Below are 22,867 nucleotides of genomic sequence, written 5' to 3' on the forward strand. Positions count from 1 at the left end.
TCTAGTGTTCATGTTAAAAAATCTTACCTTTAAACAAAGACCGCTATACGATAAGTTTTATTAATGTTAAACTGCATGAGTAAGTAATAGAAGTAGAAGAAGTGTTCAATCTATAACTCAATCAAAGGGGACTATTGCATGAAAGAACAGACTATAGAAAAGGTTACAGAATTGGAGAATACTGGATTTGGATTTACGTTATCTTTAATAAAAGGAAAACATAAAATGCTTATTCTATATTTACTTTTTGAGCATCAAACCATTAGACATAATGAATTGAAGCGTCAAATAGGGACTATTTCTTATAAATCATTGAGCTGTATGCTGAAAGAATTAGAAAAAGATCAGTTGGTTAATAGAGTTGAATTTCCTCAGATACCTCCAAAAGTTGAATACTCACTAACCGAACGCGGAAAATCATTAATGCCTGTAATCAACTCAATGTGCGAGTGGGGAGAAAACGAACAAAGACTAGCTAAAAATTAAGCATATGAACTACAGGTATATTTGCTTTCAAGTGATTTCTTAAGAAAATGGATATAGTCTTTAGCGCTTGCATTAATTTCGTCCTGGGTACTAAAACTCGTTCCGTAAAAAGCGAAAAACGGTTGATAGTCTGCCTTACAATATTTTGCGGTCACTTCAAAGGGGGCTAAGATATCCTTTAAAGTATATTGATATCTTCCTTTTTTTTCATAATCCATTCGTTCACTGCCTACAGAAACAGCTAAAGTTAATTTTCGATCTTTTAAATGTGAACCTGATTCTCCAAATGCCCAGCCATCTATAAAAACGTCGTCTAACCATTGTTTGAGAATAGGAGGGGCGTTGAACCATTGTATTGGAAATTGCAAAACCAAATTTCCATGTGAAGCGATAAGGGCTTGTTCTTTCTGGACATCTATTACGTGGTCAGGATATTCTTTTGATAACTCATGTACAGTAAACAAGTCAGGATACTGTTCTATTTCTTTAACCCATGCGCTGTTGACAATAGAAGTCTCAATCGATGGATGCGCAACAATTACTAATGTTTTCATTTGAATCCTCCTTTATATTTATATTTATTATAATGATTCATTCAAAATGATGTAAGTACGCACTTTTTATTTAGGTACTTACTAAAATGTTAGTATCCAGTGATTCATCTTAAAGATTAACCGTTTTAAGGTATATTGAAACAAAAAACGTATTCATTAACTAGCTTGAAAATAAAATATGACGTGTGATTTCGTTTAATGACAAATTCATCTGTAATTGACACAATCATTTTTTAATTCATATACAAATTATAAATCTATAAAAATGAAGTTTTTTATTTATACGGATTGAATTGAATAATCGAATAGCAAATATAAAGTACTCAAAATTCAACGTGAAGTTTGCAAAGATATGAGAAGTTAAGTGATAATCTATCTAGATTTCTTCAAGAATCTAAAGCATTATCTAATAAGCTGTTCATTCTAAAATTCTTCTTGTAAAAAGTATTCGAAAACATATCTGAGTAGAGAATCTAAAATAAACATGCTTTAAAAAAAGACTAAATAATCAAAAAAATAGGGTATTTAATATTACGGTAGTAATTTAGAGTATAGACTTTTGATTTTATAAATTAGTTTACATAATATATATTATACAAAGTAGATTATATGAAATAAAGTCTCTTCTCAATCGGTCTAGATTGAAATTCAATCTAGACTATTTAATCCTTATATTAATCTACTTGAGCTTTTGAAATATCATCCCAAGCTAATATGGATTCTTCCAAATTTTTTCCAGAAATCAATAATTGTTTTGAGTTTAAATATTTTCCGCCAAGTTTTTCATAGAACTTTATAGCTTTGTTGGCTGCTAATACTTGTACAAGCATTTTCTTATGATTCAGTCTTAACAAATCATCCATTAAATGACTCACAAGTTTTTTACCTAATTGATTTCCTTGATATGCTTCAAGTATGTATATCGCGTGAAGTTCACAGTCGTATTCTGGATGTGCTTTTACTAGTCGGTTTCGACCGCCAGTAATGAATCCTACGATTTGATTGCTATCGTTTATAGCTACATAACTAATGGGACTGTTTTCAGAAAAATAAGTTTGAAACCTATTTGTATAGAAATCGTAATTCATCTTATTTAGAAATTTTTCAGGTACAATTCCGTTATATGTACTTCTCCAGCTCTCAACCTGGACTCTAGCAACTTGCTCTGCGTCTTCTAACCTTGTTTTACGTAGGTACATAAAAACCTCCATCGAATTTTCAATTCATCATCTCCTCAACCAATTTTCGAATTGAATACATCATAATCATCATTCCCATTATACCAACGAATATAAATACGTCTGACTCTTCAATATAAGTCATACCCATAGTAAATGCTAAAAACCCAAAAATTGCTCCTAGAATATAGATGAACTTTTTTCTAAAAGGTTTATGATTGGTTTGTTCAGATTCAGTACAAGTACTTTTCAAATTGGATATATCCTTAAATTCTCTTAAAACTTTATTCACACTCATTGGTCACCCTCTTTTTCTTTAAAGAAAAATTCTAATATCATACTTACTAAAAATCCAATCAAACCACCCAATAGAATCCTCGGAAGTGTATTTAAATGTTCAGTTGGTATAAACTCAAATATCGTAACGATTACTATTGGCATGACTATAATATAAACCCAATTTCTTTTTTTTGTCATTTTGCAAACATTCCTTTCAGAATTAATGAGAACACAAATTAAAGACAACGTTTTATCTATCCCAATCACTTATTTCTTAAGATTATCACTTTACTCAAACAATTTAAGAAGATCTACGTCGAATCTCGTTGAAAAGTAAAGCAATCCAATGATTACTAGTATGAAAACCACAATAATGAGAAAAACGAGTGCAAAGCCTCCTGCACATGAGAAGCCTTTACTTCCATAAAGTTCGGTTTCCTCTTCCTCACTTAACTCAATTCTACGGAACTTTTCTTCTTTATTCTTTTTTGGATGACCAATCATTACTAAAGCTCTCCTAAATGAATCATAGTTTTTTAGTTCTACAGGCGCTATTTGGGGGCTAACATCATCTTATCTATGTTTATTAATCTCTAAATCTATTGGTTATAAAATTCCTCGTACCATTCTGCTGTTCCTATTTGACCAATTGTAACATTTAATATATTTTGATCAATAAAGAACTGAATCCAATCACTGATTTCGCTTTTTTCAAGAGATTTTAATGGGATTGCTACAATTTTTCCAGCGATATACTGAGTGTTTTCTGGAAAGTCTTTTATTATTTTTAGTTCTTCATACTTTTCTTTATCCAAATGTACTTTAATATATTTTTCTGTTTCTTCTTCCCTTGTCTCTAGCAAGATATGACCATCTTTAAAGAATAGAATCCGATCAGCATACAGATCCAAGTTATCTAGTAAATGTGACGCAATCAAAATGACTTTTCCTCGCCTTTTTAACTCAATCAGTTCATTCGTCAATAATGTTACATTATCGGGATCAAGCCCGTTCATCACTTCATCCATAAGCATGATATCTGTATCCGCAGCAAGCAGCATCGCAAAAGCTAACCTTTGGCGCATCCCAAGAGAATAAGTTCCTACCGGCTTTTTAACGTAATGCGTCATGTTTAAGGATTCGATGATGTCGTCTATACTAGATACCTTCCCTTTCCACATTTTTGCATACAACTTCATATGTTCATATCCGCTGAGTTCTGCATACAAATCATTTAATTCAGGTAAAAAGGACAGGTACTGGTGCATCTTAATTTCCTGCTTTTTAGACCGATAGCCATACTGATCTAAAATGGTTATCTCCCCTGCATCTGGCGTAAGAAAATTCATAATAATATTCAGTAAAGTGGACTTGCCTGTTCCGTTCGGTGCAACGAGTCCAATGATTTCTCCTTTGTGAGCTTCAAAACTAACTTCTTTTAAAATGTCTTTTTCTCCAAAAGACTTGAACACTTGATTGATCTTAAGCATATCCTGCATCCTCCTAACCTTAAATAATCGCTCTGACCCTCTTGAACCGACTAACCAGGAACAATAAGATCTCCACAACAACTATCGCTGCAACTATTGATGCGATCCCTATTTCAAAAGAAATCACTGATGAATTGTATAAATGATTCTGATAACCCGATAAAACTTCTCCTACTCGAAAAAAGGTTGAGGGGAATAGATCGACATTTGAAAAGTACCCAATGCCTCTTATATAATAGAGCCTTTCTGTGAATATCACTGCGAGTCCGACTAATAGATTGAAATATTCGTTTTTAAGTAGCAAACTACATAAGATGATAAAGCGCGTGAATAGATACGCGATTGCGAGCATCAAGCAGATGGCTTGTAAATAGAATAGACCGATTGAAATGATATAGAAGTTTTCTTCAAGCAGTATAGGACCATTAAACACGGTTACGGGGATTGAGAAACTTCCAAAACCTTCTTTTAGAGCAACTATACTTAGCCCAATCAAAAAGAACGATAAACTGACGATACTGAAAGCTGTCAATACTACAGCTGTCTTTACCCATAGTTTTTGCTCGAATGACAAAGGAAAACTTCTAACTAAGGAGAGGTGATTGCGGTCCTTTGTTACGATATCAATAGAGAAAATCACCACTAAACCAATCAATGCAACGGGTACGATACTTGAATTCCATGCTCGAACGCCTGTCTGTAGAGCTGTACGTTCTTCAAGAACAGCTGGTGTGATCCTTGTCCCTTTATCTACATAAGCACTATAGCGTGTAGCAGTGTTCAAATACCAATAGCGACCTTCTTGTAATGGGTACTGCTGATCTATCCCATAATAAGCCGTATTATAAGAAAGAAACTCTGGACTTGAAAAGATCCACTGGTCCTCGTACTGATACCATTTAGCTGTCGCCCCAGTATAAAAAGCATAGTCTTCTCGATCCAATGCATCTAAACGCATTTCATTAAGTTCAACAAGTGGTGGAAAATAACTTAAAGCAAATGCCGCTCCTGAACTGATGCCTTCTCCTCTGTAGTTTTCTAACCAATGACTCATCTCATCATAGTCTTGTTGTATCCCTACTGCATCTACTCTTTCATCAGGTTGATAATTCGGTTCAATCACAAATACATAATACAGTGTCGTAATCAGCAAAAGAATGATCGCCGCAAGATTCTTTTTATTGCGAATGATGCTGTTCAATTCAAAGAAATAATAAGCCCTCATTCTCCTCCCTCCTTATGACTGGTTGATAGTCGATGTTTTTTAGAAAAATAAATGGATAGTATGATCAGATAGATTAGACTCCATAGAGAGTAAATGAGTATTGCCCTAGAGTAAACAATCCCACTTTGACTGAAATTCTCTTTGGCTGTCCCAGTTAAAACGGCTATTGGATTTAGATAACTGATTGGCGTATAGGCTAAGATGGTCCATTCTCTGGAAAACAAGAAGCTGATCAGCAGAAAACTACTACCAGAGAACAACGTCAGGTAACGATTTTTTAAGAAAGTATTCAAAATGGCCGCTAGTAAAACCGTGTGGATGATGAAAACTGTAGAAATCAACAAGCTTCTAAAAATAAATTGACCTGTTGATACTGCCTCATAGCCTGATACTGAATAAATGACTCTTGGGTACTGCATCGATCCTGCATCGAACGGAATGAGCGAACCTATATAGGCTAAACCGAATAAACCGGTTAATACTATTATCGTGGTAACTAGATAAACCACTAGCTTTCCAAGCAGTCGTTGACTTGCATTGATAGGATAGGCTTGAATGATGGTGTGATGTGCATCATCTTTTGTCAGAATATCACTTGTCAATAAAAGTAAAAAGATAAAAAACACACTACTGAATGCCGTGATGCTTAGGACTAAATATGTCGAGCTACTTTGTGCATCTCTTTCGATTGTTTGGTTCTGATCTTTTAGTGCTTGATAATAGACGGACTCTCTCAAAGATTGCTCTAGTGGGACAAAGAAATTCTGATTAAACGATTCATATCCTTTTTCGTGTGCTTGAATTCTTGATTGTGCTAGCTCCAGCCCAATAGAGGTATATTCATTCAAGTCATCGTAAAAGGTCAAAGCAACCTCCTGACTCCCAATCAGTTGTGACTCTTTCAAAACATCCTCATAAACAGGATATTTACCGGGATTTTCTTCTACAATATGTACGGGAAAACTAGAAATAGCATTTCTAACGGTATGTAGTTCATTTTGTGTCTTATTATAAATGTCATTCACCTGTTGGTACGGTATGTAAAACAGTAAACCGATTAAGAAAATCGCTATGCCCAAAAACAAAAAGCCATTCTTTCGGTCTCTTACGAACAATTCGACTTCAAACCTCAAGTATTCTCTCATTGAACCCCACCTTTATTCTAGTACTAATACACTCATCTCATTATATTAAAAATTGATTTTAATTAAAACCGTTTTTTAATATTATTTTAATTAAAAAAGCAATACTCCTTATTTCAGGAATACTGCTTTAATCATTACATTATTTCAAACATTTATTCATAAAGTCCAGTATAATTTGAATGACTTCACTAGTATAAAAAGTCGGTCCACCATGGTCCGCACCATCCACACAATAAAAGTCCGCTTGAATGTTTTTCTGCTTGCAGAAGTCATAGAGTTCTACACTTTGCTCGAACGGGACAAGGGTATCTTTATTTCCATGAATAATCAATAAAGGCGCTAGAATATTTGAATCCTTCAAGTAATAAGGTACTGAAGCTCTTTTTGCGTCCTCTGGGTACTCATCTGGCGCTTTTCCTCCAATTAATAAACCATCAGGACTAGTTGGCTGAGTATGATCTGTTGCTGAAGTCTGCTTTGTAATCGTAACAAAGTCATAAACGCCATAAAGATCAATACAGGCTTTCAGGTCTGGTAAGTCAGTATTGGCTGCATCCAATTGCTGACTGTTCCAAGTAGCCCAAGCCATCAGCGCAGTATGGCCCCCGCTTGAGTCTCCACTTATAATGAATTTGTCTGGATCCAAGTCCATTTCTTTTGCATGACTATCAAGATAACGGATGGCCATTTTAATGTCCTCTACTTGACTAGGAAAAACAGCATCTGGAAGTGGCACATATTCAACAATCGCTAATGCATACCCTGCTAGTATGAGCGATTTAAAGTCCAGAATTTTCCCATTTAAATCTTGTTCGAACCAAGCTGATCCTTGCACGTGTATTAAAAGCGGGAAAGGTTTCTGGATATTTATAGCGTCCGGATAAACCATCCTGATTCGGAGATTGCGATCCTTCTTGCGTTGATAAATTCTATCTTCTTTTATGATTGATCCACGCACGTTTCTTATATCGGCCTGTATTGTTTTCATACCTTCAGAATGGGCCTTTGATTTTGGCATAGTGTGTGTATTGTATTTCAAATTAGCTACCATCTCTTCACTCCTTAAAATTATTGTACACTCAATGGTACGCGTTGATCTGGAACTGGAAAAGCTGCATCCAGTCTTAACATGTCTTCTTCAGATAAAACGATATCCAGTACATCTGCGTTCAACTGGACATGTTTCTCACTACTGGCTTTTGGAATCGCAATAATGTTGTCTTGTTGCATCACAAAAGCCAGCAAGAGCTGAATGATCGAAATATTATGCGCTTCAGCGATTTCTTTTACGGTTTGGTTACTATACACAAGGTCTTTCAGATCAGGTTCCTGACCAATCACCGGACAGTAAGCCATGATTGGAATGCCTTTTTCTTTAAGATAGTTCGTTAGAACAACTTCTATGCCTCTAGACGCTAAGTGGTAAAGTACTTGGTTGGTTTGGCAGTTCTCGCCGCCTTTTAGAGCGAGTAATTCTTGCATATCTTCCAAATCGAAGTTGGAAACGCCCCAATGTTTGATTTTGCCTTGACGCTTCAGTTCTTCAAAACAATCAATCGTTTCTTGAAGCGGTACACGCCCTCGCCAGTGTAAAAGATACAAATCCAGTGAGTCCACACCTAAACGGTTTAGCGTTTGTTCACATGCTTCAAACATATCAGGATTTCCGGCATTTTGTGGATATACTTTTGACACTAGAAATAATTCTTCTCTATTGTAGGGCGCTATCGCTTCTCCTACTAACTCCTCTGAGTCACCGTCCCCATACATTTCAGCTGTATCGATCAAGGTCAGGCCTCTGTCAATACCAGCACATAGGGCTTCGATTTCTTGTTGACGCTTGGAAGGATCTTCTCCTAATCTCCAAGTTCCTTGTCCTAAATTCAATACATTTTGTCCACTAGGTAATTGAATCTTCTGCTTCATTTCTATAGAACCTCCTTTAGTCGTTTCCAATTTAGTATAACAATGATCTAGTAAAAATTTAATCAATAGCTATTCACTTTTCCTTAAGTCGAAGAAGGATTTAAACTTCTAAAAGAAATTTGTTTACATTCTTTTGCATTTTTGATAAGGTTATATGCAAATAACACATTAAAACTGAATGACTGGATGAGGCGCAGAGATCAAAAGTAGTTATCAACCATAGAACCTGTAAGTTCTTGATAATGAAAGGGAAATCTGCCGAAATGGTTGATCTTTACAGTAAGATTAACTGTTGGGCTGCATATGAAGAATATGCAGACTGCCGTATGAATATAAGTAGACACCTAATAATTGAATAGGTAATCTACTTTACGGAGTGCTTCCGCTTGTATATAGATTCTTTAGGACAAGTCGGTACTTCGACTTGTCCTTTTTGTATACTCTTGTTACTTTCAAAGGCAGTCTCACTAAGTTTGGAAAGGATAGCCATGAAAAGAAGCGTATTAAAATTTGGTGGATCAAGTGTTTCTGATCTACCGAAAATCAAAGAAATCGCCCTACATCTTAAAGAACGAACCGACCAAGGAGAGCAACTGGTTGTCGTTGTATCCGCTATGGGCAAAACAACCGATGACTTGCTACGCAACGTTGGGCAAATTACATCGAAACCAAATGATCAAGATCTCGCTATGCTCCTAACAACCGGTGAACAACAAACCATTTCTTATCTTTCGATCACTCTGAATGATTTGGACGTTAAAGCTAAACCACTAACAGGTTACCAAGCGGGCATCGAAACCATTGGGCATCATCTAAAAAGTAAGATTTCTTCAATCAAAACGGATTTGTTCGACCAATTATTTGAAACCAATAGGGTCGTTATAGTTGCTGGCTTTCAAGGCTTTAATAAAGAAGGCGAACTTACAACATTAGGACGAGGAGGTTCAGACACAACAGCCGTTGCATTGGCTGCGGCTTTGGAAACAACTTGTGAAATCTATACAGATGTTACAGGTGTCTATAGTACCGATCCTAGAATTTTCCCGAATGCAAAACGTTGGGATAAGATTTCCTATGAAGAGATGATGGAAATGTCTGCACTTGGTGCAGGTGTACTAGAAACGAGAAGCGTAGAACTGGCGAACAATAACGGGATAAAGCTTTATCTTGCTAAAACACTCTCTAAAGAGAAAGGAACCTGGATCGTGCCGAATGAACAAATACTTGAACACAAAGCCGTCACTGGCGTTGCGTTGGATAAGAATATGGCTCATGTAACCTTAACGGACCCCTCTAACGGTGCTCAGTTATTGAATGATATTTTTGTTGAACTAGAAAAAGAAGAAATCAATATCGATATGATTTCTCAAATTAGAAATCAAGACGGTATGCAGTTATCCTTCACTGCTAAAGATTCCGATGAACGTCAGCTCGTGCAAGTTTTTGATCAGTTGAAAGGTCATTATCATGATTTGACAGTCAGCATCGTTGATCATTATGCCAAAATCTCTGTTATTGGTGCAGGAATGAGAGATATGTCTGGTGTTGCCTCTCAAATTTTTAGAACATTGATTGAGTCTGACATCACCTACTACCAGGTGACTACTTCTGAAATTAGTGTTTCTTGTGTAATTGATGAAACCAACGGTGAAAAAGCCACAAAATTGCTTTGCGAGAAATTTGATCTATAATTTATTTCCATTAGAAAGGAAGTCCTTATGTATAAAATTGCCGTAGTCGGTGCTACAGGATTAGTTGGTAGCACGATGCTTCGCTTGCTAGAAGAAAAAAACATTCCTATTGAACAGTTAACCTTATTCTCTTCTGCTCGCTCAGCGGGAACTAAAGTAGGCTTCAAAGACAAAGAATTGGTCGTTGAAGAACTGACCGAAGACAAAACAATGGGTCCTTTTGATTATGTTTTAATGTCAGCGGGTGGAGAAACGAGTTTAACCTTCTCTCCTCTTTTTGAACAACATGGTGCCGTTGTGATTGATAATTCAAGTGCTTGGAGAATGGATCCAGAAATTTCTTTAGTGGTTCCTGAAGTAAACCCTCCTGTACTGGATAGAAAGATTATCGCCAATCCAAATTGTTCAACCATACAGTCTGTAGGTCCATTGAAAATCTTACTAGATGCCTTCGGTATTGAACGGGTTGCTTATACGACTTATCAATCTGTGTCCGGATCTGGTTGGAAAGGCATCGAAGACTTGAGGCGCGGTGAACAAGGGAAAGAACCATTGAATTACCCGCATCCAATTTATAATAACGTCTTACCACATATTGATGTTTTCCAAGAAGACGGCTACACAAAAGAAGAAGTCAAGATGATTGAAGAAACGAGAAAAATCTTGAGTCTTCCTGCCCTTCCTGTAACGGCCACTTGTGTACGTGTACCCGTTACGAGTGCACACTCGGTCGCCATCAATGTTACACTGACAAAAGAAACAACGGTTCAAGACATCCAGCAGTTGTTTGAAGAAAGTCCCTACGTTACGTTAGTGGATGATCCAAGCAACAACCGTTATCCGATGCCTGTCAATGCGGGTGGTGAAGAAGGCATTTTTGTTGGACGGATTCGAAAAGACGACAGCCTTGAAAACACCTATCATGTCTGGACAGTCAGCGATAATATTTTAAAAGGTGCTGCACTAAATGCCGTGCAGATTTTACAACAATTAACGAACTGAGAGGAGAAACACATTATGTCTCACCTATTTACAGGAATTGGCGCTGCCGTTACTACACCCTTTACGGAAAATGCCGTTGATTATGAACAGTTCCGAAAACATTTAACGTTTTTGAAAGATAATCAGATTCAGAGTCTGATTGTAAATGGTACTACAGGTGAAGGATCCACGCTTTCAACCGAAGAAAAATTGAACTTGCTGAACGTTGCGCTTGAGGTTTCTGATGGACAGATCCCGGTTATCGCCGGAACTGGCTCAAATAATACGAAAGCAAGTATCGATGCATCTAAAAAAGCAGAAGAACTCGGTGTCGACGGATTACTCGTCATAACTCCTTACTACAATAAAACAAGCCAAAGAGGATTAGTGGCACATTTCACGGCTATTGCGGATGCGGTTAATATTCCAATCATCTTGTATGATGTCCCAGCGCGTACCGGTATGACGATTCAACCTGAAACTTTGCAAGTACTTGCGGAACATCCAAATATCGTTGGTCTTAAAGATGCAACAGGAGACTTGACGCACTTGAGTCGCTTGCAAGCTGTTGTGAATGACTCGTTTGCTTTTTACGGCGGAAACGATGATCTTGCGCTTCCTTTCTTTGCTCAAGGTGGACATGGCTTGATCTCTGTCGCTGCCAACGTATTGCCTAGTGAGTATCAAATGATGTTTGAAACGGTTAAGACTGATATCGCTAAAGCGAATTTAATTTATAGAGAACTACATCCAGTCGTTGAAGTGTTGGGTATTGATGTCAATCCAATTCCCATCAAAGTCTTAACAAGTTTTCTAGGATTCGGTCAATACGAGGTTAGACTCCCGCTTGTCCCACTTGAAGAAATGGATCAGGCTTCTATTATCGAAGTTTTCCGTCATTTAAAAGGAGAAAGTATATAGATGGATATATTATTAGTTGGATACGGCGCAATGAATCAGCGTGTCGCAGCACTCGCAGAAGAACAAGGACACACGATTGCTGGTGTAGTTACACCTGATGAAAAAGCGAATCAATATTCAGTGTTTTCAACCTTCGATGACACTTTGCCTAAAGTCGATGTCGTCATTGATTTTTCTCATCCAGTGCTCACAACCGCTTTATTGGAATCATCTATCACTGCACCTCTTGTCATAGCAACAACCGGCGAAAAAGATCGTCTGACTGAATTGATGCAAAAAAAAGCACAAACACAACCGGTCTTCTTTAGTGCCAATATGAGTTATGGTGTGCATATCCTGACTGAAATCATTAAATATGCTAGCCCACTACTTGAACAATTCGATATTGAGATGATCGAGAAGCATCATAATCAAAAAGTGGATGCTCCAAGCGGTACCTTGGTTAAGCTGTATGATGCAATCGTTGAGAGCGCCAAACCCGCTGCACAGCCAGTCTACGATCGTCATGAGAAATCTGAGAAACGAGATCCAAAAGAAATCGGTATCTCTTCTATTCGCGGCGGAACCATTGTTGGCGAACATGAAGTCATCTATGCAGGTCATGATGAAGTGATTTCTATCAAGCACTCCGCTCAATCAAAAGACATTTTCGCAAGTGGCGCTTTAACAGTTGCTACTGCTTTACAACATAAATCAAATGGTTACTACACGTACCATAACTTAGGAGAATAAATTTATGAAGGAATTTTCAGCTCAAGAAATTATCCAGTACATTAGTGAGTCGACAAAAACGACTCCTGTAAAAATTTACGTAAACACCTCTTTATCTAAATCGGATTTCCCAGATACGTTTAGAGTGTTTGGAAATAAAGATAGTTATACCATTTTCACTGATCTTAAAGACTGGAAAAACTTTTTTGTGGATAACAAAGAAGCTTTAATTGATCATGTACTGGAACAAGACAGAAGAAATTCAGCCATTCCGCTTTTAGATGCTTCTGAAGTGAATGCACGTATTGAACCGGGTTCGTTTATCCGAGAACACGCTGTGATTGGAGACAATGCCGTTATTATGATGGGTGCTGTGATTAATATTGGCGCGATCGTTGGCGAAGGAACCATGATTGATATGGGTGCTGTCCTTGGTGGACGCGCAACAACTGGGAAAAATGTACACGTTGGTGCTGGCGCCGTGTTGTCTGGTGTTATTGAACCGGCTAGTGCCAAACCTGTTGTGATTGAAGACAACGTTTTGATTGGTGCTAATGCCGTTGTTCTTGAAGGCGTTACAGTAAAAAAAGGTGCGGTGGTCGCTGCTGGTGCAATCGTTACTGAAGATGTACCAGAAAATACGGTTGTAGCAGGTGTTCCTGCTAGAGTCATCAAAAAATCAAGCGATGTAGAAGCTAGCAAGATCGATATTGTTTCTGCCTTACGTAACCTGGACTAATAGGTATGCCGAGCGAAATTCTTTTTGGATTTCGCTTTCGTCTTATCTTTATACTGAATTTGAAGGAGTATTTAAATAATGGATTATGAAACGCGCGTTACGACTCACCGAAGAGCCTTGCATCAAATTCCTGAATTATCTTTTCAAGAATATAAAACCACAGAGTATATTCGCTCAGAGTTAGAAAAATTATCTATTGAGTATCTATCCCCTTTAGAAACCGCAACCGTCGTTTACTTAAAAGGAAATTCTGACAAAACCATTGGATTCCGAGCGGATATTGATGCTCTACCGATCATTGAAGAAACGGGAGTGCCCTTTGAGTCAACTCATCCACTGGCGATGCATGCTTGTGGTCATGATGGGCATGCATCTATTTTATTGACATTTGCTGAATGGTGTAAAGCTCAACAAAACTCAAATCAATTGAAGCATAATGTTTTACTCATCTTTCAACCTTCTGAGGAATCGAATGCTGGAGCCAATGCTCTCATAAAAGCTTTCCCTTTTGAAGACTATAACCTTGAAGCCTTGTTTGGAGTGCATCTGGGACCAGACACTGATGAAGGCGTACTCTTAACCAAAGAAGGCCCGCTTACGGCGAGCGCTACAGAATACCGCATTCGCATTAAAGGAAGATCTGCCCACGTTGCTGAAAAAGAAACAGGCGCCAATGCTTTAGGAGCACTTTCAAATATCGTGAACCAGATTGCTCAGATCCAACAGTATCAATTGTCTGGTTTGAATCAAAATGTCATCCATATCGGAAAAATGGATGCTGGAGAAGCTATCAATACCGTGGCTAGTAACGGCTACCTTGAAGGGACGATCCGTACGTATAGTCCGGAAGACCTTGAAGTTATCAAAAGTCAATTGAATGCAATTGTTGAAAGCAATGACCAAATCTTTGGCACCACCTCCACTTTATCTATTGCGGAAGGCTATCCTCCTGTAATCAATCCATCTTCTCTTTTAGACTTAGTTGAAAAAAGTGCAGCTTCAGCAGGATTAGCTTTATCACTGAAGGCCAAACCCTATTTATTTGGAGAAGATTTTTCATTTTACTCTACAGTCACACAAACAAATTTTGCCTTTTTAGGGATTAAAAATACAGCCAAAGGTTATACTAGCGGGCTGCATACTTCGACTTTTAATTTTGATGAATCAGTCCTCGTTTATGGGGTTCAGTACTTTCAGGAAATATTAAATCATTTAGGAGAATAACTATGTCAGCGACATTAACGTTCAATCAACAGAGGTTGTTCAAGCAAGCGCGTTCTCTACAAGAGAAACAAAATCTGATCGTAGTTGTAAAGAATAACGCCTATAATTTTGGTATGGAACGCGCTTATAAAGTTTTCTACAAAGCCGGAATCAGAAGTTACGCTACAACTAATCTAGAAGAAGCCGTTTGGCTGAGAAAACAAGATGACCAAATCACCGTTTTACTGCTAGACCCTTCAACTGAATTTGATGTATTGCGCGAACACGATATTAGTCTGACCTTACCGAATGTAGCCTTTTATCATCAGTATAAAGAACACTTAGAAGGTATTAAAATTCACTTGGTATTTAAAAACCTTCTGAACCGATTTGGATTTGATACCGCTGAAGAAATGAAAGCAATCTTTGATGATCAGTTTTTAACGATTACAGGTATTTGGACTCATTTTGCCTTTGCGGATGAACTATCTGACGAACGCTACGAGATTGAAAAAGAAAACTGGTCCAATGTTTTAACGGTCTTAGAACCTTACTTGGATACTTTGACCTTTATTCACGCTCAAAATAGTGCTTCTTATTTGAGAGAGGGTCTTTTTGATCAGCATACACATATTAGAGCTGGCGCTATCGCTTATGGCGCACGCCCCTATTATGATTTACCAGAATCGTTGGCTTCACAAACTATTGAAGTAAGTGCTTCAGTTAAAGAGGTTGTTTTTGTTCCCAAAGGGCAGTCAGCCGGTTATTCAGCGGCTTTTGTTGCTGAAGAAGATACGCTACTAGCTATTTGTGATATTGGATACGGTAACGGTATTTTAAGAACGCGCTCAAAACATGAAGTAATAATCAACCATAAGTCTTTTCCAATAGCCGTTTTAATGATGAGCCATTTGATGGTCAAGGTGGATGCTTCCGTTACAATCGGAAATCGGGTTTATTTATATAACGATGCACTGAAATTAGATGACTTCGCACATAAAGGGGTCGGCGCTTTTTCAGAACAGATGGCTACCTTAAATCATCAAACTTTTAAGATAAACGATATTCCACTCTCAGAATGACAAAGCATTCAAAAGTATTACATTGATTATATTTCACAATCTAAATGGTTTGTGAGGAAAAGAGTATCTAGACAGATTTTATTGATATAAAATCACAAACTTTTTATTAAGGGTATTCTTCAGTTACTTTTTAAGAACAGTCAAAAACCCCAACATTGTGCCTAACCACATCGTTGGGGTTTTTCTATATCCTTTATTTATTGAAATTTAGCGGTTAACTGAGGGACAACTTGTTTTTTACGTGAAACAACGCCTTCTAAGAATAATACATTGTCATTAACTGTTGTCGCTAACGCTTCAGTAACTTCTTGCTCATATGGGCCATAAAGAATTGCGGTCGAATCATTTTCAAGCACATTTGTGATCAGTAATAAGAATACATCATAGTTTTCTGCTTCACTTTGTTTTTTCATTGCTTCAAGTAACGCGTCTTTTCTATCAATGATTTCTTGAACATCTACCACATTTACTTGACCGATTCTGACATTTTTGTCTCCCATCGGGAATGTCTTGGCATCTGCATCTAGTAGTTCCTGTTCAGATTTATCGCTTGTTTTTGTACCGGCTTTTAATAACTCTACGCCATAAATTTCAAGATCCACATCTGCAATGACCGCTAATTCTTTTGCAGCCGTAACATCTTCTTCTGTACAGGTAGGTGATTTAAGCAATAAAGTATCCGAAATGATTGCTGAAAGCATAAGACCCGCAATCTCTTTTGGAATTTCAACATTTTTTTCATTGAACATCTTGAAGATGATTGTATTTGTACACCCCACTGGCTCTGCACGGTAATAAAGAGGGTTCGCTGTTTGGAAGTTAGCGATTCTATGATGATCTACCACAGATAACACTTCAACTTGATCAATATCATCCGCGCTTTGTTGCGCTTCATTATGATCTACTAACATAACTTGTTTCACTTCGTTTGAAACGGTCGTTACCACTTTTGGATGATCAACATTGAAATAATCTAGCGCATAAGACGTTTCGTCCGTAATAGTACCCAGCGCTACAGGTTTAGTATCCAAACCAAGCTGGTTTTGCAAGTAACTGAAGCTGATCGCAGATGTTACAGCGTCTGTATCAGGACTTTTATGTCCAAAAACAAAAATTTCACTCATTTAAAAATCTCCTTTTAAATCATTTATACTTTAAGAATATAGGATTTTTAGTCAAAATTCAATCTTGAAACGTAAAAGAGCAGAACCATTCGAAACATCCTAAGTCATTTAAGAGGATTGTTCGATCCGTTCTACTCTAAAGTAGTTCATTACTTATACTTATGTGTCTGCAATATCCGATTCGCATTGGCGACTCTTTCGGCTGTCGGTGGATCAATATTTTCCAGTTTATAAGGAATACCCAACTCCTTATACTTGTAAACACCAAGTCTGTGATAAGGAAGCACTTCTACCTTTTCTACACTTTCAAGTTTTTCAATAAAAAGATTTAATTGCTCTAAATGCTCATCGTAATCAGAACGTTCTGGAACCAGTACATGTCTGAGCCACATAGGAATGCCTCGTGTGGATAAATACTGGGCCATATTTAAAATACTTTCATTGGAGTGCATCGTATACTTTTTATGAATATCATTATTAATATGCTTTACATCCATCAAGACAAGATCTGTATAGACCATTAATTCTTCGAATCGGCTAAAAAACGGTTCGTCATAAGTGAATGGTTGACCACACGTGTCGAGTGAAACGTGAACGCCTTCTGCTTTAGCTAATTTAAAAAACTCAATTAAAAAATCAATATGCAAAAGTGGTTCCCCACCACTTACTGTGATGCCACCTTCTTCTCCCCAGTATTCTCTATAATCTAAAGCCTTTACCATCATTTCTTCTGCTGTATAAGGTGTACCGCCACCCATATTCCAAGTATCCGGATTATGACAGAACTCACAGCGCATCCGACATCCTTGCATAAAAATAATGAAACGAATACCTGGACCGTCAACGGATCCAAAACTTTCTGTTGAGTGTACGTATCCTACTGCTGATTCTGTCATCATCATTCCTCCATTTACTCTGAATGTCCTTACATCGTTTCGTGGAATGTTCTACTTAAAACATCCAACTGCTGCTCTCTTGTCAATTTCACGAAATTCACTGCATAACCTGAAACTCTTATTGTCAGTTGCGGGTATTCTTCTGGATGCTCCATAGCGTCTTCTAACGTTTTGCGATTTAAAGCATTCACGTTCAAATGGTGTCCGCCTTTTTTAACATACCCATCTAGCATCATAGCCAAATTTTTGCGTTGAGTATCTTCTTCTTTTCCAAGAGCTTTTGGAACGATTGAAAAGGTATTAGAAATTCCATCAAGTGATTCTGAATAAGGAAGTTTAGCCACTGAATTCAAACTCGCTAATGCTCCATTTGAATCTCTACCGTGCAATGGATTAGCGCCTGGAGCAAAAGGAACGCCTTCTCGTCTACCATCCGGTGTGTTACCAGTCTTTTTACCGTATACAACGTTTGAAGTAATCGTCAATATAGAGGTTGTATGTTTGGCATCCCGATAAGTTGGATGCTTTTTGACTTTACTCATAAAGGTTTTCAAAAGATTTATAGCGATTTGATCAACTAGATCGTCATTATTTCCGTATTTTGGATAATCTCCTTCAATTTCATAATCCGTAACTAAACCCTGTTCATCTCTAATCGTTTTAACCTTGGCGTATTTAATGGCAGAAAGAGAGTCTACTGCAACAGAAAAACCAGCGATACCTGTCGCCATTGTTCTTGCTACATCTGTATCATGTAAGGCCATTTCAATCCGCTCGTAGCTGTATTTATCATGCATATAATGGATGATGTTCAACGTATTGATATACATCCCAGCCAACCATTCAAGCATCTCATCATATTTTTCAAGAACGATATCATAGTCCAGTACCTCACTCGTAATCGGCTGATACTTAGGCCCTACTTGAGTCTTTGTTTTTTCGTCCACGCCACCATTAATGGCATAAAGTAATGCTTTAGCGAGGTTCGCTCTAGCTCCAAAGAACTGCATTTGTTTTCCAATTGGCATTGCAGAGACACAGCAGGCAATACCATAATCATCTCCCCACTCTTGGCGCATAATATCATCATTTTCATACTGTACCGCACTACTTTCGATCGAAACTTTTGCACAATATTCTTTGAAAGCATTTGGTAGTCTCGTTGACCATAAGACGGTTAAATTTGGTTCTGGAGCTGGTCCTAAGTTTGTTAAAGTATGCAAGAAGCGGTAGCTGTTTTTGGTGACCATATGGCGACCATCTATTCCTACTCCTCCAATAGACTCGGTTACCCAAGTAGGATCTCCTGAAAATAGTTCGTTGTACTCTGGTGTTCGAGAAAATTTCACTAATCTCAGTTTCATAACAAAGTGATCTACTAGTTCTTGAACTTCTTTTTCGGTCATTAAACCAGCTTTCAAGTCTCTTTCAATATAAATATCCAAGAAAGTTGACGTTCTCCCTAATGACATGGCAGCACCGTTTTGTTCTTTGATTGCTGCTAAATAGCCTAAGTATAGCCATTGGAAAGCTTCTTTTGTGTTTCGAGCAGGTATGGATAAATCAAATCCATAAATATTTCCAAGTTCTTTTAACTCTACTAAGGCTCTAATCTGGTCACTGAGCTCTTCTCGCTGACGAATGACTTTTTCGCTCATCATACCGTTTCCACAATTTAATCGATCATTTTCTTTTTGTCTGATCAAAAAGTCGACGCCATATAAAGCGACACGTCTATAATCTCCAATAATACGTCCTCGACCATATGCATCTGGCAATCCCGTAATGACACCCGTTCTTCTGGCATTCTTAATTTCAGGAGTATAGGCATCAAATACACCTTGATTATGTGTTTTTGTCCAGTTTCTAAAGACATGTGACAGCATTGGATCCACTTCGAATCCATAAGATTCCGCTGCCTGTTCCATCATTCGGATGCCACCAAACGGTTGTAAAGATCGTTTAAAAGGTTTTTCTGTTTGAAATCCAACGATTTGTTCTTTTTCTTTTGCTAAATACCCTGGACCGTGAGAGGTAATGGTTGATACGACCTCAGTGTCCATATCTAACATGCCACCAGCTTCTAGTTCTTGTTTATTTAAATCCATTACTTGAGCCCATAACGCTTTTGTATCTTCAGTAGCGTCTTCTAGAAATGAGTCATCTCCGTCGTAAGGAAGATAGTTCATTTGAATGAACGCTCTAACATCAACAGCTTCTTTCCAACTATTTCCTTTAAAGCCCTTCCAAAATTGATCAAATCCTTTTGATTCTACTTCCTGTTTTTCCATTATATTGACTCCTTTATATTCTATTTTTTCAAGCTCAATATATCACAATTAAATCTTTCTAACAAGTGAATAATTGAACTATTTTTTTATTTTTTCAAATAGGAAATCGAACCAATTCTTTTATTGTGTTTTTATTCACAAAATAGACACAATTTAGTTGACCATTACTGTTATTGATATGCTATAGTCAGTTTGTAAACAAGCTGTACTTTACTAGATCCTGTAAACTTAATTACGTAGAGGAAAGTAAAGCGTTTTTTTTAACGGTTATTGCTCACAATTTCACATAAAATATGGAGGTTTTAATTATGGTTCAATTAGTTTCCGTCAAACAAACAGAAATGCCCACACCTACTGTCGAAAGTACGATTGATGTGTTGGTGGACAATGCTCAACAAGCACTCGTATCTCTATCTCAGCTCGATCAAGAACAGATCAACGAAATTGTTAAACAAATGGCCCTAGCAGGTTTAAACAATCATATGTCTTTGGCTAAAATGGCGATTGAAGAAACTCAACGTGGTGTCTATGAAGATAAGATCATCAAAAATTTATTTGCAACAGAATATGTTTATCATAGCATTAAAAATGATCGGACAATTGGTATTATTGAAGAAAATAAACATGAAGGTACGGTTTCTATTGCAGAACCAATTGGCGTAATTGCAGGAGTAACACCGGTTACCAACCCGACTTCTACTACAATGTTTAAATCACTCATCTCAATCAAAACAGGAAACCCGATTATTTTTGCTTTCCACCCTTCTGCACAACGTTCCAGTGTGGCTGCAGCTAAAACCGTTTATGAAGCTGCCGTAAAAGCTGGTGCTCCTGAGCATTGTATACAATGGGTCAACACACCTTCTGTGGAAGCAACACAGACATTAATGAAACATAATGGCGTCGCAACGATTCTAGCTACAGGTGGTCCTGAAATGGTCAAATCAGCTTACAGTTCAGGAAAACCAGCCTTAGGAGTTGGCGCTGGAAACGTTCCTTGTTATATTGAAAAAACTGCTAATATCAAAAGGTCCGTTAATGATTTGATTCTCTCAAAAACTTTTGATAACGGTATGATTTGTGCTTCAGAACAAGCGGTTATCATCGATAAAGAAATTTATACGGAAGTTAAAACGTTAATGACTGAAAACAATTGCTACTTCTTATCCAATGAAGAAAGACAAACAATTGAAACCTTTATGGTTACAGAAGACGGTGGCTTAAATGCCGTTGTGGTTGGAAGATCTGCTTATGACATAGCTAAACTAGCGGGCGTTTTTGTTCCAGAAGATACGAAAATACTGATTGCCGAACTACAAGGTGTGGGCAAAAAGTATCCATTATCTAGAGAAAAACTTAGTCCTGTTCTTGCAGCATATAAAGTGAATAGTACAGAAGAAGGACTTAAAAAAGCTGAAGAAATGCTGGCATATGGTGGTTTGGGACACTCAGCTGTTCTTCACTCTCTGGATGAAACAGTGATTGAACAGTTTGAAAGAAGAATGAAAGCTGGCCGTCTGATTGTTAATGCTCCTTCTTCTCAAGGGGCGATTGGAGACATCTATAACGCTTACCTTCCCTCACTCACACTGGGTTGTGGTTCTTATGGTGGGAACTCTGTTTCTACAAACGTGGGGATAATGCATTTGATCAATATCAAAAAACGTGCGAATCGAAACAATAATATGCAGTGGTTCAAATTACCACCTAAAATTTACTTTGAAAAAAATTCTGTCCAGTATTTGTCTAAAATGCCAGAGATCAAAAGAGCTTTTATTGTAACAGACCCAATGATGGTTGAACTAGGCTACGTAGATAAAGTTCTTTACAATTTAAGAAAACGTCCTGACTATGTTCACTGCGAAGTGTTTTCTGATGTCGAACCAGATCCATCTAAAGAAACGGTTCTTCGTGGTGCAGAAGCTATGCGCGCATTCCAACCGGATGTCGTCATTGCATTAGGTGGAGGATCACCTATGGACGCTGCTAAAGGCATGTGGCTTTTTTACGAACACCCAGACACTGACTTCAACGGCTTGAAACAAAAATTCCTGGATATTAGGAAACGTGTCTATAAATATCCAAAACTGGGTGGAAAAGCAAAATTTGTTGCGATTCCAACAACTTCTGGTACAGGATCTGAGGTCACTTCTTTCGCAGTCATTACGGACAATGAAAACAATATCAAGTATCCGCTAGCAGATTACGAGCTAACCCCTGATGTGGCAATCATTGACTCACAATTTGTTATGAGTGTTCCAAAAGTCGTAACTGCAGATACTGGAATGGATGTCTTAACGCACGCGATAGAAGCATATGTATCGAATATGGCAAATGATTATACTGATGGGCTTGCAATTAAAGCGATACAACTTGTCTTCGAGTATCTTCCAAGAGCTTACCGTGATGGCAGCGATGAACGAGCTAGGGAAAAAATGCATAACGCTTCTACAATAGCCGGTATGGCTTTTGCTAACGCCTTTTTAGGTATCAATCATAGCTTGGCGCATAAACTAGGTGCACAGTTCCATATTGCACATGGTAGAGCGAATGCTATTCTAATGCCACATGTTATCCGTTATAATGCCAAAAAACCAACAAAGTTTGTTTCATTTCCTAAATATGAACATTTTATTGCTGATAAACGGTATGCAGAAATTGCCAAAGCACTCGGCTTACCCGCTTCTACAACTGAAGAAGGTGTCAATAGTTTAGTCACAGCTATTTATGATTTAGCAAAACAGATGAATATTCCAATGAGTATTAAAGAGAATGGCGTTGAGAAAAAAGCATTTGATCAACTAGTCGATCAGCTAGCAGAACGTGCTTTTGAAGATCAATGTACAACAGCGAACCCGAAACTACCTCTTGTAAAAGAGTTGGCTGAAGTATATAAACAAGCTTATAACGGCAAATAATACGACAAATTAAAAGACGTGCTTATG

General features: G+C 37.6%; 21 protein-coding genes and 1 riboswitch. Of the genes, 9 read left to right on the forward strand and 12 right to left on the reverse strand.

Going from position 1 to position 22,867, the window contains the following annotated elements:
- Nucleotides 1-138: 138 nt before the first annotated feature.
- Nucleotides 139-486: a winged helix-turn-helix transcriptional regulator gene (locus ACFP65_RS05765; RefSeq protein ID WP_379916766.1), complete on the forward strand. Its 348-nt coding sequence runs from the start codon at nt 139-141 to the stop codon at nt 484-486.
- On the opposite strand, the gene ACFP65_RS05770 is transcribed toward ACFP65_RS05765, so the two are convergent.
- The 9 genes from ACFP65_RS05770 to ACFP65_RS05810 all read right to left on the reverse strand — a co-directional run bounded on the left by ACFP65_RS05770 (nt 483) and on the right by ACFP65_RS05810 (nt 8,283).
- The gene (locus ACFP65_RS05770; RefSeq protein WP_379916768.1) at nt 483-1,040 is read right to left on the reverse strand and encodes an NAD(P)H-dependent oxidoreductase; all 558 of its coding nucleotides are present in this window, start codon (nt 1,038-1,040) and stop codon (nt 483-485) included. The genes ACFP65_RS05765 and ACFP65_RS05770 overlap by 4 nt on opposite strands.
- A gap of 674 nt (nt 1,041-1,714) precedes the next feature.
- Nucleotides 1,715-2,239, reverse strand: a complete 525-nt coding sequence (locus tag ACFP65_RS05775; protein ID WP_379916770.1) for a GNAT family N-acetyltransferase — start codon at nt 2,237-2,239, stop codon at nt 1,715-1,717.
- Between the two features lie 19 nt (nt 2,240-2,258).
- Complete coding sequence (locus tag ACFP65_RS05780; RefSeq protein ID WP_379916772.1) at nt 2,259-2,516, reverse strand: hypothetical protein; 258 nt, start codon at nt 2,514-2,516, stop codon at nt 2,259-2,261.
- 269 nt (nt 2,517-2,785) lie between these two features.
- Nucleotides 2,786-3,001, reverse strand: coding sequence for a hypothetical protein (locus ACFP65_RS05785; protein ID WP_379916774.1), 216 nt, complete (start codon nt 2,999-3,001; stop codon nt 2,786-2,788).
- 95 nt (nt 3,002-3,096) lie between these two features.
- Nucleotides 3,097-3,987, reverse strand: a complete 891-nt coding sequence (locus ACFP65_RS05790) for an ABC transporter ATP-binding protein (RefSeq protein WP_379916776.1) — start codon at nt 3,985-3,987, stop codon at nt 3,097-3,099.
- 19 nt (nt 3,988-4,006) lie between these two features.
- A complete protein-coding gene (locus ACFP65_RS05795; protein ID WP_379916778.1) occupies nt 4,007-5,212 on the reverse strand; it encodes a hypothetical protein in 1,206 nt (401 codons plus the stop codon).
- Complete coding sequence (locus tag ACFP65_RS05800; RefSeq protein ID WP_379916780.1) at nt 5,209-6,357, reverse strand: hypothetical protein; 1,149 nt, start codon at nt 6,355-6,357, stop codon at nt 5,209-5,211. Before ACFP65_RS05800 ends, ACFP65_RS05795 begins: the two co-directional genes overlap by 4 nt.
- A 139-nt stretch (nt 6,358-6,496) precedes the next feature.
- A complete protein-coding gene (locus ACFP65_RS05805) occupies nt 6,497-7,408 on the reverse strand; it encodes an alpha/beta hydrolase fold domain-containing protein (protein WP_379916782.1) in 912 nt (303 codons plus the stop codon).
- 17 nt (nt 7,409-7,425) lie between these two features.
- Nucleotides 7,426-8,283 (reverse strand): aldo/keto reductase, encoded by an 858-nt coding sequence (locus ACFP65_RS05810; RefSeq protein WP_379916784.1) that lies wholly within the window; start codon nt 8,281-8,283, stop codon nt 7,426-7,428.
- 178 nt (nt 8,284-8,461) lie between these two features.
- A riboswitch (Lysine riboswitch) is annotated at nt 8,462-8,673 on the forward strand.
- Nucleotides 8,674-8,771: 98 nt separating this feature from the next.
- On the opposite strand from ACFP65_RS05810, the gene ACFP65_RS05815 reads away from it, so the two are divergent.
- The 7 genes from ACFP65_RS05815 (at nt 8,772) to ACFP65_RS05845 (ending at nt 15,611) form a co-directional block, all read left to right on the forward strand.
- A complete protein-coding gene (locus ACFP65_RS05815; protein ID WP_379916786.1) occupies nt 8,772-9,974 on the forward strand; it encodes an aspartate kinase in 1,203 nt (400 codons plus the stop codon).
- Nucleotides 9,975-10,001: 27 nt separating this feature from the next.
- Nucleotides 10,002-10,976 (forward strand): aspartate-semialdehyde dehydrogenase, encoded by a 975-nt coding sequence (locus tag ACFP65_RS05820; RefSeq protein WP_379916788.1) that lies wholly within the window; start codon nt 10,002-10,004, stop codon nt 10,974-10,976.
- A gap of 15 nt (nt 10,977-10,991) precedes the next feature.
- Nucleotides 10,992-11,876 (forward strand): 4-hydroxy-tetrahydrodipicolinate synthase, encoded by an 885-nt coding sequence (gene dapA, locus ACFP65_RS05825; RefSeq protein WP_379916790.1) that lies wholly within the window; start codon nt 10,992-10,994, stop codon nt 11,874-11,876.
- Nucleotides 11,877-12,608 carry a 4-hydroxy-tetrahydrodipicolinate reductase gene (gene dapB, locus ACFP65_RS05830; RefSeq protein ID WP_379916792.1) on the forward strand — a complete coding sequence of 244 codons (732 nt, stop codon included), beginning with the start codon at nt 11,877-11,879 and terminating at the stop codon, nt 12,606-12,608.
- 4 nt (nt 12,609-12,612) lie between these two features.
- Complete coding sequence (gene dapD, locus ACFP65_RS05835; RefSeq protein WP_379916794.1) at nt 12,613-13,326, forward strand: 2,3,4,5-tetrahydropyridine-2,6-dicarboxylate N-acetyltransferase; 714 nt, start codon at nt 12,613-12,615, stop codon at nt 13,324-13,326.
- A gap of 78 nt (nt 13,327-13,404) precedes the next feature.
- Nucleotides 13,405-14,550: a M20 metallopeptidase family protein gene (locus ACFP65_RS05840; RefSeq protein ID WP_379916796.1), complete on the forward strand. Its 1,146-nt coding sequence runs from the start codon at nt 13,405-13,407 to the stop codon at nt 14,548-14,550.
- A 2-nt stretch (nt 14,551-14,552) separates the two neighbouring features.
- On the forward strand, nt 14,553-15,611 hold the full coding sequence (locus ACFP65_RS05845) for an alanine racemase (protein WP_379916798.1): 1,059 nt from the start codon (nt 14,553-14,555) through the stop codon (nt 15,609-15,611).
- A gap of 197 nt (nt 15,612-15,808) precedes the next feature.
- On the opposite strand, the gene ACFP65_RS05850 is transcribed toward ACFP65_RS05845, so the two are convergent.
- The 3 genes from ACFP65_RS05850 to pflB all read right to left on the reverse strand — a co-directional run bounded on the left by ACFP65_RS05850 (nt 15,809) and on the right by pflB (nt 19,922).
- A complete protein-coding gene (locus ACFP65_RS05850; RefSeq protein ID WP_379916800.1) occupies nt 15,809-16,735 on the reverse strand; it encodes a manganese-dependent inorganic pyrophosphatase in 927 nt (308 codons plus the stop codon).
- 149 nt (nt 16,736-16,884) lie between these two features.
- Nucleotides 16,885-17,631 (reverse strand): pyruvate formate-lyase-activating protein, encoded by a 747-nt coding sequence (gene pflA, locus ACFP65_RS05855; protein ID WP_379916802.1) that lies wholly within the window; start codon nt 17,629-17,631, stop codon nt 16,885-16,887.
- A 29-nt stretch (nt 17,632-17,660) separates the two neighbouring features.
- On the reverse strand, nt 17,661-19,922 hold the full coding sequence (gene pflB, locus ACFP65_RS05860; protein WP_379916804.1) for a formate C-acetyltransferase: 2,262 nt from the start codon (nt 19,920-19,922) through the stop codon (nt 17,661-17,663).
- Nucleotides 19,923-20,230: 308 nt separating this feature from the next.
- On the opposite strand from pflB, the gene adhE reads away from it, so the two are divergent.
- Nucleotides 20,231-22,840, forward strand: coding sequence for a bifunctional acetaldehyde-CoA/alcohol dehydrogenase (gene adhE, locus ACFP65_RS05865; RefSeq protein WP_379916806.1), 2,610 nt, complete (start codon nt 20,231-20,233; stop codon nt 22,838-22,840).
- Nucleotides 22,841-22,867 lie beyond the last annotated feature (27 nt).

Source organism: Marinilactibacillus sp. GCM10026970, from assembly GCF_042660675.1.
GTDB lineage: Bacteria > Bacillota > Bacilli > Lactobacillales > Carnobacteriaceae_A > Marinilactibacillus.

Coding starts and splice junctions, on each gene's coding strand:
- ACFP65_RS05775 (WP_379916770.1), bottom strand. CDS start 2,239: ATGTACCTACGTAAAACAAGGTTAGAAGACGCAGAGCAAGTTGCTAGA.
- ACFP65_RS05785 (WP_379916774.1), bottom strand. CDS start 3,001: ATGATTGGTCATCCAAAAAAGAATAAAGAAGAAAAGTTCCGTAGAATT.
- ACFP65_RS05810 (WP_379916784.1), bottom strand. CDS start 8,283: ATGAAGCAGAAGATTCAATTACCTAGTGGACAAAATGTATTGAATTTA.
- dapD (WP_379916794.1), top strand. CDS start 12,613: ATGAAGGAATTTTCAGCTCAAGAAATTATCCAGTACATTAGTGAGTCG.
- ACFP65_RS05800 (WP_379916780.1), bottom strand. CDS start 6,357: ATGAGAGAATACTTGAGGTTTGAAGTCGAATTGTTCGTAAGAGACCGA.
- ACFP65_RS05795 (WP_379916778.1), bottom strand. CDS start 5,212: ATGAGGGCTTATTATTTCTTTGAATTGAACAGCATCATTCGCAATAAA.
- ACFP65_RS05765 (WP_379916766.1), top strand. CDS start 139: ATGAAAGAACAGACTATAGAAAAGGTTACAGAATTGGAGAATACTGGA.
- pflB (WP_379916804.1), bottom strand. CDS start 19,922: ATGGAAAAACAGGAAGTAGAATCAAAAGGATTTGATCAATTTTGGAAG.
- ACFP65_RS05815 (WP_379916786.1), top strand. CDS start 8,772: ATGAAAAGAAGCGTATTAAAATTTGGTGGATCAAGTGTTTCTGATCTA.
- dapA (WP_379916790.1), top strand. CDS start 10,992: ATGTCTCACCTATTTACAGGAATTGGCGCTGCCGTTACTACACCCTTT.
- ACFP65_RS05790 (WP_379916776.1), bottom strand. CDS start 3,987: ATGCTTAAGATCAATCAAGTGTTCAAGTCTTTTGGAGAAAAAGACATT.
- ACFP65_RS05850 (WP_379916800.1), bottom strand. CDS start 16,735: ATGAGTGAAATTTTTGTTTTTGGACATAAAAGTCCTGATACAGACGCT.
- ACFP65_RS05820 (WP_379916788.1), top strand. CDS start 10,002: ATGTATAAAATTGCCGTAGTCGGTGCTACAGGATTAGTTGGTAGCACG.
- ACFP65_RS05845 (WP_379916798.1), top strand. CDS start 14,553: ATGTCAGCGACATTAACGTTCAATCAACAGAGGTTGTTCAAGCAAGCG.
- ACFP65_RS05780 (WP_379916772.1), bottom strand. CDS start 2,516: ATGAGTGTGAATAAAGTTTTAAGAGAATTTAAGGATATATCCAATTTG.
- dapB (WP_379916792.1), top strand. CDS start 11,877: ATGGATATATTATTAGTTGGATACGGCGCAATGAATCAGCGTGTCGCA.
- ACFP65_RS05770 (WP_379916768.1), bottom strand. CDS start 1,040: ATGAAAACATTAGTAATTGTTGCGCATCCATCGATTGAGACTTCTATT.
- pflA (WP_379916802.1), bottom strand. CDS start 17,631: ATGACAGAATCAGCAGTAGGATACGTACACTCAACAGAAAGTTTTGGA.
- adhE (WP_379916806.1), top strand. CDS start 20,231: ATGGTTCAATTAGTTTCCGTCAAACAAACAGAAATGCCCACACCTACT.
- ACFP65_RS05840 (WP_379916796.1), top strand. CDS start 13,405: ATGGATTATGAAACGCGCGTTACGACTCACCGAAGAGCCTTGCATCAA.
- ACFP65_RS05805 (WP_379916782.1), bottom strand. CDS start 7,408: ATGGTAGCTAATTTGAAATACAATACACACACTATGCCAAAATCAAAG.